Below are 15,076 nucleotides of genomic sequence, written 5' to 3'. Positions count from 1 at the left end.
CCGGTTGCCGCCGGCTGCGACTATGTTCTGTCATGGCTCAGTTATTGACCCCCGATACCGCCGTCGACCGCCTGGAACAGCTCTATGCCGAGGCGACCGGCGCGTTGCGCGCCGCGCTGGCGCGGTTCCTGGCCGGCGGACCACCGCCCTCGACCGAGGAGCGCGCGCAATTCGTCTATCCCGAGCTCGCCGTCACCTATGCGCCCGACCGGGCGGCACCGCGCAACCGGCGCGCCTACGGGAAATTCGCCCATCCCGGCCTTTACACCACGACGGTGACCCATCCCGGCGAGTTTCGCCGCTACCTGCTCGATCAGTTGCGCCCGCTGGTGTCCGAATATGGCGCCGTCATCGAGGTCAGACCGAGCACGCAGGAAATCCCCTACCCCTACGTGCTCGACGGCGGCAATGAATTCTCCGCCGGCAACGCCACGCCGGGAGAGCTCGCCCGGTTCTTTCCCGTGCCGCTGCTGGCGCTGGTCGGCGACGAGATCGCCGACGGCACCTATGACGGCCCGGCGGTCAGCGGCCGGCCGCTGTCGCTGTTCGACGCGGTCAGGGTCGACTATTCGCTGCGCCGCATCATCCATTATACCGGCACCGACTGGCGGTCGGTGCAGCCCTGGATCCTGCTGACCAATTATCACCGCTATGTCGACCAGTTCGTCGCCTGGGCGGTCGAGGAAATCGCCGAAGGCCGGGCGCTCCGGCTGATCGCGCCGGGCGGGCTCAGCGTCGACGCCAGCAATCTGGAGGGCGCGGTCGAGCGGATCAGCGCCTCCGCCTGGCATCGCTTCCAGATGCCGGCCTATCATCTGGAACGGACCGGCACGCCGGGGGTGACGCTGGTCAATATCGGCGTCGGGCCGTCCAACGCCAAGAACATGACCGATCACCTGGCGGTGCTCCGGCCGCATTGCTGGCTGATGGTCGGCCATTGCGGCGGCCTGCGCCAGGCCCAGGAGATCGGCGACTACGTGCTCGCCCATGCCTATCTCCGGCGCGACCGCATCCTCGACGCGCTGGTGCCGCCGGAAATTCCCATTCCGGCGCTCGCCGAGATCCAGACCGCCTTGCAGGAGGCCTGCGCGGCGGTGACCGGGGCAAGCGGCGACACGCTGAAGCACCGGCTGCGCACCGGCACCGTGGTGACCAATGACGACCGGAACTGGGAGCTGCGCTATACCCAGGAAAAGCGGCTGATCAACCTGTCGCGCGCCATCGCGGTCGACATGGAAAGCGGCACGATCGCCGCCCAGGGCTACCGGCTCAGGGTGCCCTACGGCACGCTGCTCTGCGTCTCCGACAAGCCGCTGCACGGCGAGATCAAGCTGCCCGGCGCCGCCAATGCCTTTTATGCCAATGCGGTCGCCCAGCACCTGCTGGTCGGGCTCGACGCGATCGAGCGGCTGAAGCGGACCGGTGGCGCGATTCACTCGCGCAAGCTCAGGAGTTTCGACGAACCGCCGTTCCGCTGACCTTTCAGCACGAACCAAAGGCGATCTTGATCGGCCTCGACAACCGGTTAGGGTCGTGCTCCCCTCGCGACCGGGCTCATCCCACCATGCTCCAGTCCAAACGTATCCTTCTGATCATCGGCGGCGGCATCGCCGCCTACAAGTCGCTGGAGCTGATCCGCCGATTGCAGGATCGCGGCGCCAGCGTGCACTGCATCCTGACCAGGGCCGGCGCCGAATTCGTCACGCCGCTGTCGGTCGGCTCGCTCAGCGGCGCCAAGGTGCATCAGGAGCTGTTCTCGCTGACCGACGAGGCCGAGATGGGCCATATCGAGCTGTCGCGCGACGCCGACCTGCTGGTGGTGGCGCCGGCCACCGCCGACCTGATGGCCAAGATGGCCCATGGGCTGGCGAGCGACCTCGCCTCGACGACGCTGCTCGCCACCGACAAGCGGGTGCTGCTGGCGCCGGCGATGAATGTGCGCATGTGGCTGCACCCGGCGACCCAGCGCAATCTCGCGATCCTGAAAGCCGACGGCGTCGCGGTGGTCGGCCCCAATGACGGCGGCATGGCCTGCGGCGAGTTCGGCCCCGGCCGGATGGCCGAGCCGCATGAGATCATCGCGGCGATCGAGCGGATGATGCTGGACCCGGCGGTCAGCCGGCCGCTCCTCGGCAAGCGGGTGGTGGTGACGTCGGGACCGACGCGCGAGCCGATCGATCCGGTGCGCTACATCTCCAACAACTCCTCGGGCAAGCAGGGCCATGCCATCGCCAAGGCGGCGGCCGAAGCCGGCGCCGAGGTGATCCTGGTGACCGGCCCGGTCAGCCTGCCGGACCCGGTCGGCGTCACCGTCGTGCATGTCGAAAGCGCCCGCGACATGATGACGGCGGTCGAACAGGCCCTGCCGGCCAGCATCGGCGTCTTTGCCGCGGCGGTCGCCGACTGGCGGGTGGCCGAGACGGCGGGCGCCAAGCTGAAGAAGGGGCCGGCGGGCCCGCCGAGCCTCGCCTTCGTCGAGAACCCGGACATCCTGGCGACCATCGCCAAGCACCCGACCAAACGCCCACAGCTGGTCGTCGGCTTCGCCGCCGAGACCGAGGCGGTCATCGACAATGCCCGGGCGAAACTCGCCCGCAAGGGCGCCGACCTGATCGTCGCCAATGACGTCGGCACGGCGACCGGCACCTTCGGCGGCGATGCCAATACGGTTCACATCGTGTCGGCCGACGGCGTCGAAACCTGGGCCAGGCAATCCAAGGACGACGTCGCGCGGGCGCTTGTCAGCCTGATCGCCAAGAAGCTCTAGCGGAAACGTCGACCGCAGCTTTGACCCGGCTTTCGAGCGCGGTTCGGACCGAAGCTTCGGGCGAGGCCTTGAACGGCGTCGCCAAAAAACAATCTGAGCGCGAAAATAGAGGTATCATGACCACGCCCCTGCCGATCCCGGTGCAACGGCTCGCCCATGCCGAAGGCCTGCCCCTGCCGGCCGCCCAGACCAGCGGCAGCGCCGGCATGGACCTGGTCGCGGCGCTGCCCGAAACCGAGCCGGTGACGCTCGCGCCCCGCGCCAGGGCGGCCGTGCCCACCGGCCTCGTCCTGGCCATCCCCGAAGGCTTCGAAGGCCAGGTCCGGCCTCGGTCCGGCCTGGCTTTGAAGCATGGCCTGACGGTCGCCAACGCCCCCGGCACGGTCGACGCCGACTACCGCGGCGAGGTCAAGGTGATCCTGATCAACCTCGGCGAAGAGGCTGTGACAATCCGCCGCGGCGAGCGGATCGCCCAGCTGATCATCGCGCCGGTCACCCGAGCGGAACTGTATCTGACTGATACATTGGATGAAACAGGACGCGGAGCCGGCGGCTTCGGCTCGACCGGACGTTGAGGGCGCGACCCCTGCGCTGCAATCAGAGGTCGTATGCAAAACTTGCCTATTATGAGTCGGGCGACATGTGCTCCCTTTCCGTAAAGGGAAACCAACGTTAGTCCCGGACGTTGAGGTTTGCATGCCCATCCTGTCTCGTCGCGGCCGGCTAGCGATAGCTGCCGTTCTCGATATCGCGATCCACGGCCGCCACGCGCCCGTGGCCGCAAAAGCTTTGGCGCAGCGGCACGCTTTGCCGCCGCGCCACCTGGAACCCCTGCTGCAGGGGCTCGTCCGTGCCGGCATCCTGAAAGGGCTGCGCGGTCCGCGCGGCGGTTATGATATTGCCCGCGACCGGCGCAAGATCAGCTGTGGCGAGATCGTCCGCGCCGTCGCGACCCATGGCGACGACGAAGCCGAGAGCATGACCTTGCTGGTTTCGACGGTGATCGAGCCGGCGATCGCCGAGGCCGAAAGCCGGTTCTACGCCGCGCTCGACCGGATCTCGATCGCCGAGCTCTGCGCCTCGGCCGAAGGGCAGTCCAGGCCGTCACTGGCGCTGGCCTGAGGCGCGCCCGGGCGAATCACCGGATCCGCCGGGCAAGTTCCCGGCGGCGCCGCTATCTGGCCGTGATCGGGGTTCGGCTCAGGCTGCCCGCGACATCACCCGGGCGAGCCGCTCCAGCGCGCCGTCGAGCGTCTCGTCTTTCTTGGCGAAGCAGAAGCGCACCACCGAGGTCACCGGCGTCTCGGCATAAAAGGCCGAGACCGGAATGGCGGCGACGCCGTGGTCGGTGACCAGCTTCCGGCAGAAGGCGACGTCATCGGTGATCCCGGCGGAAGCCAGATCGATATTGATGAAATAGGTCGCGGCGCTCGGAAGAACCTGGAAGCCGGCCTGTGCGAGGCCACCGGCGAACCGGTCGCGGGAGCGTTGCAGATCGGCGCGCATGCCGTTGAAATAGCCGTCGTCCTTGGCCAGCCCATAAGCGACCGCCGCCTGAAGGTTGGGCGGCGTGGTGAAGGTGAGGAACTGGTGGGCCTTGGCCAGCACCTTCATGAGGGCGGGCGCCGCCGCCACGAAACCGACCTTCCAGCCGGTCAGCGAGAAGATCTTGCCGGCTGAACCGATCTTCACCGCCCGCTCACGCAAGGCATCGACGGCCAGCACCGAAACGTGCCGGGCACCGTCGAAAATCACGTGTTCCCAGACCTCGTCGGACACCACGGTCGCGCCGAAACGCTCGCAGAAGCGGCCGAGCAGTTCCAGGTCCTCGCGCGGAAACACCGAAGCCGAGGGGTTGAGCGGGTTGTTGAACAGCACGACCTTGGTCCTGGCCGTGAACACCGCGGCGAGATCGGCCTCGCTGAAGCGCCAATGCGGCGGCCTGAGCGTGACGAAGCGCGGCACCCCGCCGGCGCGGCGCACCAGCGGCAGATAGGCGTCATACATCGGCTGGAACAGCACGACCTCGTCGCCCGGCTCGATCAGCGCAAACAGCGCGCCGGCGATGGCCTCGGTGGCGCCGGAGGTGATCATCACCTCCTGGTCGGGATTGAGCGACAGTCCCTGGAAGCGCGCGTAATGGGTGGAAACCGCCTGGCGCAGCTCGGGCAGGCCCATCATCGGCGGATATTGGTTCCAGCCGGAGACGACCGCGTCGGCGGCCTTCTGGCGGACATCGGCCGGACCCGGATCATCCGGGAAGCCCTGGCCGAGATTGATCGCGCCGGTCTCGCGGGCGAGTTGCGACATGACTTCGAAGACGGTGGTCGGAAGATCGGCGAAAATCGGGTTCATGACAGCACCGGGAAGACGGATCGTTCGTTACAACGAACGGGACGATCGGTATGCAGAAAGGCCGAAAAAGAGTCAATTCACGCGGCGGCCGGAGCCACCGGAGCCAGGACGGGCCGCGCGACGAAGGTCATGCGATGCGGCGTCAGCCCGAGATTGACCGGATGACGCTCCGCCGAAAAGCCGTGCGCGGCGAACAGGCCGAGCATATCGGCCTGGGAATAGGTCGACAGCCCGAGCTCGCTGCGGATCTTGCGATAGGGCGACACCGCGGTCGCGGCGAGGCCGGCGATCGAGGCGAACAGGAAGCCCTGGCCGAAGCCGTTGCGCAGGAGCGAGCCGACATCAGCGACAATGCCGGTATCGGGCGAGATGACATCGGCGATCACCAATTGCCCCGAGGGCTTCAGCTTGGCCTTGAAACGGTCCAGCAAGGTGCCCAGCTCGGCGCGGGTGAGATATTGGATCAGCGAGCTGACCACCACCAGGTCGGCCTCGTGGTCGCCGAGCACGTCGTCCAGATCTTCCGGCAGCACGCTGGCGACATTGGGCAAGGCACCGAAATGGTCGCGCAGCCTGGCGACCACCGAGGGCGCGCCGTCGCACAGCACGAGACGGCCCACCGCAGCGGCGACACGGCCGGCATCCAGCGCCTCGCCGCAGGCATAGTCGAGCACCACCGCGCCGGGACCGGCGCGGCTTTCCGCGAGATGCCGGAGGATGCCGTCGGCAATGGCGCGGTAGTGCACGGCCTTGTGCCTGGCGTTCACGTAGATCGCGTGCTCGCCGTCCCAGAAGGAGCGCCAGTCGGTCATCGCAGCCGCCTCAATGCGAGGACCCCGTCAATTTGTCCGACAGCGCCAGGAACACGCCCGACACCACGAAAACGACGTGGATCAGAATGAGCCAGGTCACCTCGCGGTCGCTCATGGCGGCGATATTCATGAAGGCCTTCAGGAGATGGATGGCGGAAATGGCGACGATGGAGGCCAGAAGCTTCAGCTTCAGGGCCGAAAAATCGATCGTGCCCATCCATTCCGGCCGCTCGTCCGCGGGGATGTCGTGCATCCTCGAGATGAAGTTCTCGTAGCCGGAGAACACCACCATGACCACCAGATTGCCGGCCAGAGACAGGTCGACCAGCGTCAGGATGCCGAGGATGACGTCGGACTCCTTGGCGCTCGGGATGATCATGACGAGATGCGCGAGTTCGCGCAGGAAGGTGATCACCAGCAGCGCCAGGCCAATGACCAGGCCGAGATAGAACGGCGCCATCAGCCAGCGGCTGGCGAACAGAACCTTCTCGACACGCCGCGCGACGGAGGCTGGAGATCGTGGGACCGCAGATGCCTGGGCCGGGCTGGGCGACGCTTCGGTCATGTGGCTTTTTTTGCACGCGGCAGACGGTCGGGCAAGAGCGCGCCCGTCCCGCGCACCGGGCTATTCGCCCTCGCCGAACCGGTCGGCGACCAGCACCGCGATGGCATCGACCGCTTCCGAGGCCTCCCGCCCGGTGGCCCTGACGGTGATCGAGGTGCCGATACCGGCCGCCAGCATCATCAGGCCCATGATCGAGGTGCCGTCCACCGTCTCGCCGCAGCGCGACACGCTCACCGCCGCGTCGAACCGATCGGCGCAGGCGACGAACTTGGCCGAGGCGCGCGCATGCAGGCCGCGCTTGTTGAGGATCGGCACTTCACGGACGATCTCGCCTTCGGCGGCCGGCGCTTCCGGCGGACAGTCAGCTTCGTCATCCACCATGGCCAAATCCTTTGCTCCTCCGCCGGCGCCTGTCGGCGCTCTCGCCTTGTCGTCCGCGATCGCCCGCATCGTGCTCAATGACCCGCGAGCACGCGGCTGGCGATGTTGATATATTTGCGGCCCGCCTCCTGGGCGTGCAGCACGGCTTCCTGCAGCGGCTTCTCGCCGCGCACGGTCGCGAGCTTGACCAGCATCGGCAGGTTGATGCCGGCGATCACCTCGACCGCGCGGCCGTTCATGACCGAAATGGCGAGATTGGACGGCGTGCCGCCGAACATGTCGGTGAGAACAGCCACGCCGTCGCCGGTATCGACATGATCGACGGCTGCGATGATGTCGCGGCGGCGCTGATCCATATCGTCGCTCGGCCCGATAGCGACCGTTTCGACCTGACGCTGCGGTCCCACCACATGTTCCATGGCGGCGCGGAACTCGACGGCGAGTTGACCATGCGTGACGATGACGAGACCGATCATCCGGCACTCCGCGCGCCACGACCCGCGCGCAAGATCACAAAAGAGGCGGATATCATCACCATGTCACCGGAGAGCGCAAGGTCCACCCTTGCGAACGATTGCAGATTGGTGCGCCGCAGCAACACAAGCCTCATGTCAACGCCTCCCCTGCAATAGCGAGAGCACAAGCGGCAACGGATCGCAACCCGGGGCCACCGGGAGCCGCGACACTATGACACCGTCGATCACGGTTTTCAGCGCCAGGACGTCCGGCATGCGGGCGCCATCGGCGGCATCCAGGTCGACCACCAGCCCGACCACCGCCACGGCCTCGTAGCGGCAGGCCAGCACGCCGCGCCCACGTTCCTCGACCAGGCCGGCGATGCGCTCGGGCGCGCGGACCAGCAGCCGGCCATGGGCCGCCTCGAGACGGACGCGGTCATCGGCCACCAGGCGGGCGAAAGACAGGCCGCCGGTGTGTGCCGCGTCGAGCAGGCCGAGCACCAGGCGCGACTTGCCCGCCCCCGACGCGCCGCGGATCAGCACCGCCTTGGCGCCCGCCAGCACGGCGCTCGCGTGAACCGTCCGGCCGGCGCCTTCCGCCACGATCAGACCGCCGGAAGCCGGACGACGAAACGCGCCCCGAGGCTGGTCGGCTCGCCTTCGTCGTCGGCCGGTCCGGGCCGGTTTTCGGCCCAGATGCGGCCGCCATGGGCCTCGACGATCTGCCGCGAGATCGACAGGCCGAGGCCGGAATTCTGGCCGTAATCCTGGTGCGGACGATCGGTGTAGAAGCGCTCGAAAATGCGCTGCAAGGCATCCGGGCGGATCCCCGGCCCGTCATCCTCGACGGTGATCTCGACGGCGCCCTTCAGCTTGCGGGCGGTGACCCGCACCTCGCCGCCCTCGGCCGAGAACGAGCGGGCATTGTCGACCAGATTGGTGACCACCTGGCTGATCCGGCTGTCATGGCCGGGCACCACGAAATCCTGCGGCCGGCCGCCTTCGAACTTCAGCGAGACCTTGACGCCGTCGGCGCGCTTGACCTCGTTGGCAATGGTGACGAGCGTGCCGAGCAGCTTGGCCAGATCGACCTTGGTGGCCTCCTGGCGCTGCAGCTCGGCATCCAGGCGGCTGGCGTCCGAAATGTCGGTGATCAGCCGGTCCAGCCGCTTGACGTCGTGCTGGATGACCTCGAGCAGCCGCGCGCGCGAGGTGTCCGACTTGGCCAGCGGCAAGGTCTCGACGGCCGAGCGCAGCGAGGTCAGCGGGTTCTTCAGCTCGTGGGCGACATCGGCGGCGAAGCTCTCGATCGAGGCGATGCGGGCATAAAGCGCGTCGGTCATGTCGCGCAGCGACCGCGAGAGATGGCCGATCTCGTCGCGGCGATGGCTGAAGTCGGGGATCTCCTCGCGCGACCGGTGATGGCGGCGCACCTTCTCGGCGCCGCCGGCGAGCTTGCGCACCGGACCGGCAATGGTGCGCGCCATCAGGATCGACAGGACCACCATGACGAAGGCGGCGACCAGGAACACCCTGAGCACCTGGAAGCGCTCGGCATCGATCACCGCGTCGATCTCGCCGCCCTGGGTGTTGAGCAGCAGCACGCCGAGCACGCCGCGGAAGCGCTGCACCGGGATCGCCACCGAGACGATGACCTCGCCGCGGTCATTGACCCGCACCATGCTGCCCTTCTGGCCGCTGAGCGCCTGGGCGACCTCCGGATAGATCTTGCCATTGCGGAAGCCGACGTCCCGATAGATCGGGAAATCGCCGCCGCCGCGCAGGAACCGGCGCACCTCGTTCCACCATTTCTCGTAGAAGGGCGGCTTCTGGCCGATCGGCGGCAGGTCGAAGGTCGAGATGTCGCCGCGGCCATAGAGGTTGCGGCTGTCGAGGATCAGGTTGCCTTCGCGGTCATAGATGCGCGCCTGGGTCTCGGTGGGCCCGGTGAGGCGGCGCAGCACCGGCGCGACCCGCTCCGGATTGATCGGAAATTCCAGCAGCGCCGCGGGATCGTCGACCGAGGCGCCGGAGCCGCCGAGCTGCATCTCGAACAGCTTGTCGGGGTCGATCGGAATGACCGAACCGTCGACCGCGGCCGAGGCGGCGATCGCCCCGGCGATGATTTCGCCCTGCACCAGCAGGCTCTGGACGCGCGACTCGATCAGCCCGGCGCGAAACTGCGACAGCCAGAGAATGCCCGAGACCAGCGCCACCAGGCCTGCCAGGTTGAGCAGCACGATGCGGCGGGTCAGGCTGGAGAACGAGCGGTTCAGCACCGCCCGCATGCCGCGCGCCAGGACCCGGACGAAGCGCGTCCAGGGCCGGGCCGCCCGCGCGTTCAGGAGCGCGGATGGGCCGTCGAGAGCGCTTGGGGGCGTCCGATCGAGCATTGGCGTTGCAGCGAGGCGGTTCGCCTCACTCCTTGAAGCGGTAGCCGACGCCGTAAAGCGTCTCGATCATCTCGAAGTCGTCGTCGACCACCTTGAACTTCTTGCGCAGGCGCTTGATGTGGCTGTCGATCGTGCGATCGTCGACATAGACCTGATCGTCATAGGCCGCGTCCATCAGCGCGTTGCGGCTCTTTACCACCCCGGGCCGCGTGGCGAGCGCCTGGAGGATCAGGAACTCGGTGACGGTGAGCGTCACCTGATGGCCGTCCCAGGTGCAGGTATGCCGCTCGGGATCCATGCGCAGCTTGCCGCGCTCCAGCACCTTGGCGTCGGTCTTCGGCTCGGCGGCGGGATCCTTGGCCTGGGCGCGGCGCAGCACCGCCTTGACGCGCTCGACCAGCAGGCGCTGCGAGAACGGCTTCCGGATGAAATCGTCGGCGCCCATCTTCAGGCCGAACAGCTCGTCGATCTCCTCGTCCTTGGAGGTCAGGAAGATCACCGGCATGTCGGTCTTCTGGCGCAGCCGGCGCAGCAGCTCCATGCCGTCCATGCGCGGCATCTTGATGTCGAGAATGGCGAGGTCCGGCGGGGATTGCTTGAATCCGTCGAGCGCGGAAGCCCCGTCATTATAGGTGACGATCCGGTAACCTTCGGCTTCGAGCGCGATCGCGACCGAGGTCAGAATATTCCGGTCGTCGTCGACGAGTGCGATGGTCGGCATTGTTCAACCTTGAATGGGGGCAAAGACCTGCCGTTCGAACGGGCTAAGCATGGCGGAAATAGGGTTCGCCTAGGATAATGCCATGGCAGAGCGATGTCATGGGCCGATTCGACCCGATTCAGGCCCGAATCCGCCGGCAGAGGGTGCGCCGCGAACGCCTCGCCGTCAAAGCAAAAGGCCGGGGGCATGCCCCGGCCTTGCGATCAGGACCTTGCCGTCAGGCTTATTTCGGCAGGGCGACCGGCGTATCGGCCTGCTGCGCCAGATAGGCCAGGAGGTCGGCGCGCTGCTGCTCCGAGCGGATGCCGGCGAACGACATGGTGGTGCCGGGAATGGCGGTGCGCGGCGCGCCCAGGAAGGCGAACAGCGCCTCGAAGCTCCAGGGCTCGGCGTTCTTGCCCTTCATCGCGGCGGAATAGTTGAAGCCCGGCGAGGCGGCATGGGGCCGGGTGACGATGCCGTAAAGGTTCGGGCCGGCGCCGTTCGGGCCACCCTTGGCGGCGTTGTGGCAGGCCTGGCACTGACGGAACACCGCGGCGCCGTTCGCCGGATTGGCGGAGGCCATCACTTCCGCGATCGGCTTGGCCGGAGCGGCCGGGGCCGCCGGCGCGCCGGCGGTCGGGGCCGCGGCGACCGCCACCTCGAAACCGGGCTTTGCCGGCTTCGTCGGCTTGAAGATCACGTCGTTGGCGAGAATGCTGCCGCCAAGCGTGCTCGTGCCCACCAGCAGCAGAGCCATCGCGATCTTGTTGAATTCAAATCCGTCCATCGGGACAAGCTCCAGGCAACCGGCGACGCGTCGAGTTCATGAGGATGCGCGAAAACCGCGCGGATGGGGCCGGCCAATTCGGGGCGGACACTATCCAATTTGCTCCTCTGGAGGCAACCCGTATAAGCACGCTTCTCGCATGCTACTTTTTGACGCCTCCAAACTGGCCTTCTACCCCAAAAAACGCTGATGACAACCTCTATCGTCCTGATCCCGGCGCGCATGAGCGCCTCGCGCCTGCCGGGCAAGCCGCTGGCCGACATCGCCGGCCAGCCGATGATCGTGCAGGTCATGCGCCGCGCCGAGGCCGCCGGCGTCGGTCCGGTGGTGGTGGCGACCGATTCGGCCGAAATCATTGCCGCGGTGGAGGCCGCCGGCGGACGCGCCGTGATGACCCGTGCGGATCATCACACCGGCTCCGACCGGATCCACGAGGCCCTGAACCTGGTCGACCCGGAGGGGCGGGTCGAGCGCATCGTCAATGTCCAGGGCGACCTGCCGACCATCGACCCGCGCGTGGTGCGCGCCTCGGCCGACCTGCTCGACGACCCCGCGGTCGATATCGGCACGCTCGCCGCGGTGATCACGCGCCACGAGGAGATCAACAATCCCAACGTGGTCAAGGTGGTCGGCACGCCGCTGAACGAGCGCCGGCTCAGGGCGCTCTATTTCACCCGCGCCACGGCGCCCTCGGGCGACGGCCCGCTCTATCACCATATCGGCCTCTACGCCTATCGGCGCACCGCCCTCGACCGTTTCGTCGCGCTGCCGCCGGCGCCGCTCGAAAGGCGCGAGCGGCTGGAGCAGCTGCGCGCGCTGGAACACGGCATGCGCATCGACGTCGCCGTCGTCGATGCCGTGCCGCTCGGCGTCGACACTCCTGCCGATCTCGAACGGGCCCGTGCGCTGCTCGCGACATCCTGATAGATCGACGATGACCCAGACCGAAGATCGCCCCACCGAAGACCAATCCCCTGAGCGGAGCTCGCGTCCCATGATCCTCGCGCCGAAGCGCATCTCCTTCCAGGGAGAACTCGGAGCCAACTCGCACATCGCGGCGAAGGACGTCTTTCCGGACGCCGACGTGCTGCCCTGCCCGAGCTTCGAGGACGCTTTCGCCGCCGTGCAGAACGGCGAGGCCGATCTCGGCATGATCCCGATCGAAAACTCGATCGCCGGCCGGGTCGGCGACGTGCACCACTTGCTGCCGCGCGCGGGGCTGAGCATCATCGGCGAATATTTCCTGCCGATCCGCTTCCAGCTGATGGCCATCAAGGGCGCGTCGCTCGCCACCATCAAGACCGCGCGCAGCCACATCATGGGCATCGGCCAATGCCGGCTGATGATCCGCAAGCTCGGCCTGAAACCGGTGGTTTCCGGCGACACGGCCGGCTCGGCACGCGAGGTGGCCGAGGCCGGCGATCCGACCCAGGCGGCGATCGCGCCGCGGCTCGCGGCCGAAGTCTATGGCCTCGACATCCTGGCCGAGGACATCGAGGACGCCGCCCACAACACCACGCGCTTCGTCATCCTGTCGCGCCAGAAGATCTGGGCCGCGCCCAACCAGAACTGCCTGACCAGCTTCGTCTTCCAGGTGCGCAACGTGCCGGCGGCACTCTACAAGGCCATGGGCGGGTTTGCCACCAATGGCGTCAACATGACCAAGCTGGAAAGCCACATGATCGACGGCCGCTTCGTGGCGACCCAGTTCTACGCGGAGATCGAAGGCCATCCGGACGACCGGTCGGTGAAACTGGCGCTGGAAGAACTCGCCTTCTTCGCCAAGGAGCTGACCATTCTCGGCGTCTATCCGCAGAACCCATGGCGGAACGAAGTGGAAAAGCAGATCGCCGAGTAAGACCGCAAAGGTTCGCCAGAAAACCCGAATCGCGGCAATGTCGCCGGGGCAACGGGCTTGCGTCATGGATTACGAGACATTTCGCCTCGCGGTGGCGCTGGCCGATAGCGGCGACCTCGGCGAGGCCGGCACGCGCGCCGGCGGCGTCGGCAAGCGCACGGTGACGGCGCGCATCGCGCAGCTGGAGCGGCGCATCGGCGCGCTGCTGTTCGACCATTCCGGCAAATCGATCCGGCTGACGCCGGCCGGCGAAGCCTTTGTCGGCGAGGCGCGCCTGGCGCTGGCGGCTTCCGAACGGGCCGAACGGCTGGCCCGCGCGGTCGCCGACCGGCCGGAAACCATTGCCATCGGGGTCGCGTCCGGCGCGCTGTTCGGACCGGTCCGCGACATTGTCGAGGATCCCGCCTGGGCCGAGGCGGGACTTGCACCTGATATCCACGACATGCCGGCCGGCGACCAGCTGCAGGCGCTCGCCGACGGCCGGCTGGTGCTCGGCTTTCTCGCCCCGCCCTTCGCCGCGACGCCCCGGCTCGACCATCGCATCGTCGCCGTGTCGAAATGGTCGGCGGCGGTGCCCGAGGCCGACGCCCACCTGCGCAAGACGGTCAGCCTGGCCAATCTCGCGCGCAAGCCGCTGGTCATGCTGGCGCGCGACCAGGCGCCGCTGATCCATGACGGGCTTCTCGCCGCGCTCAGGGCGACCGGCGCCGATCCCTATGTCGCCCAGACCGGCCGGGAATGGTCCTCGGTGCTCGCCATGGTGGCGCTCGGCCTCGGCTCGACGCTGGTGCCCTCGACCATCGCCAAGCGCCTGACCATCGACGGCGCGACCATCCTGCCGCTGATCGAGGCGAACGACCTGCCGCCCTGGACGACGGCCTGCGCCTGGATGCCCCAGCCGCCCGGCTCGCGCGGGGCGCAAGCCATCGCACTGGTCCGGAGCCGTTTCGGCTGAAGCTCGGCCGGCTCAGCTCTTCAGCACCAGGCCGCCGTCGACGAAGGCCCGAATCAGGTGATGGGCGATCGCCACCGGCGGCGGGCAGGAGAACCGTTCCGGGTGCTGGCGGGCGAGCATCATCCAGCACTCCTCGCGGGTGAACCAGCGCGCGTCCTCGAGCTCGTCGGTGTCGATCTCGATCTCCCGTGAAGTCGCTTCCGCATGGCAGCCGATCATCAGCGAGCCCGGGAACGGCCAGGGCTGATCGAAGAGATAGCCGACCCGGCCGACCGAAATATGCGCCTCTTCCATGATTTCACGGCGCACCGCATCGGCGATCGTCTCGCCCGGCTCGAGGAAACCGGCGAGCGCCGAATACATGCCGGGCGGAAAGCGGCGCTGGCGGCCCATCAGGCAACGGTCGCCGTCGACCGCCAGCATGATCACCACCGGGTCGGTGCGCGGAAAATGCACGGCCTGGCAGGTCGGACAATCGCGCCGCCAGCCGGCCTGGGTCATGGTCGAGGGCGCCCCGCATTTGCCGCAGAAACGGTGATTCGAATGCCAGTAGAGCAGCGCCTTGCCCTCGGCCATCGGCCCGAGGTGATGCGGCTCGACGAGGCCTGCCACCGCGATCGAGCGCATGTCGGTGATCAACAGGCTCGGATCGGCGACCTTCACCTCGGGCAGGCGATAGGCCTCCGGGTCGGGCTTGGCGAAATCCGGCAGGAGCCTGGCGAAACGGGGCGCGCCGTTGGCCAGGCCGAGAAAGGCGGTCTCCAGGCCCGGACCGAAAGGCTCGGCCTCGGCGAGCGTGAACAAGGGGTCGCCCATGTCGCCATTGCGCCGGAGCACCGGGGTCTCGCCGCCGAACAGGTAGAGCCGGGCGCGCGGGTCGGCGAGCGTCGCGGCCACCCAGGCCTCGTCGCCGCGCTTGGCGCTCATCCGGTCGAGATTGTTTTCGGTATAGCCGAGCGTGATCGCGGGCAGTTTCGGCAGCGGGTCGAAATCGGACATCGGGAACTTCTTTTCGATCTGAAGGGGCTGACGCTCGCACGGC

General features: G+C 67.7%; 17 protein-coding genes. 7 read left to right on the top strand and 10 right to left on the bottom strand.

Annotated features, from left to right (window positions below):
- Window positions 1-32 precede the first annotated feature (32 nt).
- The 4 genes from AC07WJ_RS13505 (at window position 33) to AC07WJ_RS13490 (ending at window position 3,889) form a co-directional block, all read left to right on the top strand.
- The gene (locus AC07WJ_RS13505; RefSeq protein ID WP_494935107.1) at window positions 33-1,478 is read left to right on the top strand and encodes an AMP nucleosidase; all 1,446 of its coding nucleotides are present in this window, start codon (window positions 33-35) and stop codon (window positions 1,476-1,478) included.
- An 86-nt stretch (window positions 1,479-1,564) separates the two neighbouring features.
- Window positions 1,565-2,767: a bifunctional phosphopantothenoylcysteine decarboxylase/phosphopantothenate--cysteine ligase CoaBC gene (gene coaBC, locus AC07WJ_RS13500; RefSeq protein ID WP_494935106.1), complete on the top strand. Its 1,203-nt coding sequence runs from the start codon at window positions 1,565-1,567 to the stop codon at window positions 2,765-2,767.
- A 116-nt stretch (window positions 2,768-2,883) separates the two neighbouring features.
- Entirely contained in the window at window positions 2,884-3,342 is a 459-nt protein-coding gene (gene dut / locus AC07WJ_RS13495) for a dUTP diphosphatase (RefSeq protein WP_494935590.1), read from the top strand.
- Between the two features lie 121 nt (window positions 3,343-3,463).
- Window positions 3,464-3,889, top strand: a complete 426-nt coding sequence (locus tag AC07WJ_RS13490; protein ID WP_494935105.1) for an RrF2 family transcriptional regulator — start codon at window positions 3,464-3,466, stop codon at window positions 3,887-3,889.
- Between the two features lie 78 nt (window positions 3,890-3,967).
- Here AC07WJ_RS13490 and AC07WJ_RS13485 read toward each other — a convergent pair whose 3' ends face one another.
- The 9 genes from AC07WJ_RS13485 to AC07WJ_RS13445 all read right to left on the bottom strand — a co-directional run bounded on the left by AC07WJ_RS13485 (window position 3,968) and on the right by AC07WJ_RS13445 (window position 11,221).
- On the bottom strand, window positions 3,968-5,122 hold the full coding sequence (locus AC07WJ_RS13485) for an aminotransferase (RefSeq protein WP_494935104.1): 1,155 nt from the start codon (window positions 5,120-5,122) through the stop codon (window positions 3,968-3,970).
- 77 nt (window positions 5,123-5,199) lie between these two features.
- On the bottom strand, window positions 5,200-5,934 hold the full coding sequence (locus tag AC07WJ_RS13480) for a class I SAM-dependent methyltransferase (protein WP_494935103.1): 735 nt from the start codon (window positions 5,932-5,934) through the stop codon (window positions 5,200-5,202).
- 10 nt (window positions 5,935-5,944) lie between these two features.
- The gene (locus AC07WJ_RS13475; protein ID WP_494935102.1) at window positions 5,945-6,499 is read right to left on the bottom strand and encodes a TIGR00645 family protein; all 555 of its coding nucleotides are present in this window, start codon (window positions 6,497-6,499) and stop codon (window positions 5,945-5,947) included.
- A 60-nt stretch (window positions 6,500-6,559) separates the two neighbouring features.
- On the bottom strand, window positions 6,560-6,880 hold the full coding sequence (locus AC07WJ_RS13470; RefSeq protein WP_494935101.1) for an HPr family phosphocarrier protein: 321 nt from the start codon (window positions 6,878-6,880) through the stop codon (window positions 6,560-6,562).
- Window positions 6,881-6,954: 74 nt separating this feature from the next.
- Window positions 6,955-7,356 carry a PTS sugar transporter subunit IIA gene (locus tag AC07WJ_RS13465; RefSeq protein WP_494935100.1) on the bottom strand — a complete coding sequence of 134 codons (402 nt, stop codon included), beginning with the start codon at window positions 7,354-7,356 and terminating at the stop codon, window positions 6,955-6,957.
- 135 nt (window positions 7,357-7,491) lie between these two features.
- Entirely contained in the window at window positions 7,492-7,941 is a 450-nt protein-coding gene (locus AC07WJ_RS13460; protein ID WP_494935099.1) for an HPr kinase/phosphorylase, read from the bottom strand.
- Window positions 7,942-7,943: 2 nt separating this feature from the next.
- Window positions 7,944-9,731 carry a sensor histidine kinase gene (locus AC07WJ_RS13455; protein WP_494935098.1) on the bottom strand — a complete coding sequence of 596 codons (1,788 nt, stop codon included), beginning with the start codon at window positions 9,729-9,731 and terminating at the stop codon, window positions 7,944-7,946.
- Window positions 9,732-9,756: 25 nt separating this feature from the next.
- A complete protein-coding gene (locus AC07WJ_RS13450; RefSeq protein WP_494935097.1) occupies window positions 9,757-10,452 on the bottom strand; it encodes a response regulator transcription factor in 696 nt (231 codons plus the stop codon).
- 223 nt (window positions 10,453-10,675) lie between these two features.
- Window positions 10,676-11,221: a c-type cytochrome gene (locus AC07WJ_RS13445; RefSeq protein WP_494935096.1), complete on the bottom strand. Its 546-nt coding sequence runs from the start codon at window positions 11,219-11,221 to the stop codon at window positions 10,676-10,678.
- A 189-nt stretch (window positions 11,222-11,410) separates the two neighbouring features.
- Here AC07WJ_RS13445 and AC07WJ_RS13440 point away from each other — a divergent pair, with 189 nt between their 5' ends.
- The 3 genes from AC07WJ_RS13440 (at window position 11,411) to AC07WJ_RS13430 (ending at window position 14,034) form a co-directional block, all read left to right on the top strand.
- The gene (locus AC07WJ_RS13440; protein WP_494935095.1) at window positions 11,411-12,145 is read left to right on the top strand and encodes a 3-deoxy-manno-octulosonate cytidylyltransferase; all 735 of its coding nucleotides are present in this window, start codon (window positions 11,411-11,413) and stop codon (window positions 12,143-12,145) included.
- 70 nt (window positions 12,146-12,215) lie between these two features.
- Window positions 12,216-13,079, top strand: coding sequence for a prephenate dehydratase (locus tag AC07WJ_RS13435; RefSeq protein ID WP_494935094.1), 864 nt, complete (start codon window positions 12,216-12,218; stop codon window positions 13,077-13,079).
- A gap of 64 nt (window positions 13,080-13,143) precedes the next feature.
- Complete coding sequence (locus AC07WJ_RS13430) at window positions 13,144-14,034, top strand: LysR family transcriptional regulator (RefSeq protein WP_494935093.1); 891 nt, start codon at window positions 13,144-13,146, stop codon at window positions 14,032-14,034.
- 12 nt (window positions 14,035-14,046) lie between these two features.
- Here the strand turns inward: AC07WJ_RS13430 and nudC are convergent, their stop codons facing one another.
- Complete coding sequence (nudC, locus tag AC07WJ_RS13425) at window positions 14,047-15,033, bottom strand: NAD(+) diphosphatase (protein WP_494935092.1); 987 nt, start codon at window positions 15,031-15,033, stop codon at window positions 14,047-14,049.
- Window positions 15,034-15,076: the final 43 nt, after the last annotated feature.

The organism is Phreatobacter sp. GW821-FHT04C01, from assembly GCF_059420385.1.
This window is presented reverse-complemented; position numbering and strand designations above follow the sequence as displayed.

What these genes read in the sequence shown, in the direction of transcription:
- AC07WJ_RS13440 (WP_494935095.1), top strand. Translation starts at nt 11,411, where the DNA reads ATGACAACCTCTATCGTCCTGATCCCGGCGCGCATGAGCGCCTCGCGC.
- dut (WP_494935590.1), top strand. Translation starts at nt 2,884, where the DNA reads ATGACCACGCCCCTGCCGATCCCGGTGCAACGGCTCGCCCATGCCGAA.
- AC07WJ_RS13475 (WP_494935102.1), bottom strand. Translation starts at nt 6,499, where the DNA reads ATGACCGAAGCGTCGCCCAGCCCGGCCCAGGCATCTGCGGTCCCACGA.
- AC07WJ_RS13505 (WP_494935107.1), top strand. Translation starts at nt 33, where the DNA reads ATGGCTCAGTTATTGACCCCCGATACCGCCGTCGACCGCCTGGAACAG.
- AC07WJ_RS13490 (WP_494935105.1), top strand. Translation starts at nt 3,464, where the DNA reads ATGCCCATCCTGTCTCGTCGCGGCCGGCTAGCGATAGCTGCCGTTCTC.
- AC07WJ_RS13455 (WP_494935098.1), bottom strand. Translation starts at nt 9,731, where the DNA reads ATGCTCGATCGGACGCCCCCAAGCGCTCTCGACGGCCCATCCGCGCTC.
- AC07WJ_RS13430 (WP_494935093.1), top strand. Translation starts at nt 13,144, where the DNA reads ATGGATTACGAGACATTTCGCCTCGCGGTGGCGCTGGCCGATAGCGGC.
- nudC (WP_494935092.1), bottom strand. Translation starts at nt 15,033, where the DNA reads ATGTCCGATTTCGACCCGCTGCCGAAACTGCCCGCGATCACGCTCGGC.
- AC07WJ_RS13485 (WP_494935104.1), bottom strand. Translation starts at nt 5,122, where the DNA reads ATGAACCCGATTTTCGCCGATCTTCCGACCACCGTCTTCGAAGTCATG.
- AC07WJ_RS13470 (WP_494935101.1), bottom strand. Translation starts at nt 6,880, where the DNA reads ATGGTGGATGACGAAGCTGACTGTCCGCCGGAAGCGCCGGCCGCCGAA.
- AC07WJ_RS13445 (WP_494935096.1), bottom strand. Translation starts at nt 11,221, where the DNA reads ATGGACGGATTTGAATTCAACAAGATCGCGATGGCTCTGCTGCTGGTG.
- coaBC (WP_494935106.1), top strand. Translation starts at nt 1,565, where the DNA reads ATGCTCCAGTCCAAACGTATCCTTCTGATCATCGGCGGCGGCATCGCC.
- AC07WJ_RS13465 (WP_494935100.1), bottom strand. Translation starts at nt 7,356, where the DNA reads ATGATCGGTCTCGTCATCGTCACGCATGGTCAACTCGCCGTCGAGTTC.
- AC07WJ_RS13450 (WP_494935097.1), bottom strand. Translation starts at nt 10,452, where the DNA reads ATGCCGACCATCGCACTCGTCGACGACGACCGGAATATTCTGACCTCG.
- AC07WJ_RS13480 (WP_494935103.1), bottom strand. Translation starts at nt 5,934, where the DNA reads ATGACCGACTGGCGCTCCTTCTGGGACGGCGAGCACGCGATCTACGTG.
- AC07WJ_RS13435 (WP_494935094.1), top strand. Translation starts at nt 12,216, where the DNA reads ATGATCCTCGCGCCGAAGCGCATCTCCTTCCAGGGAGAACTCGGAGCC.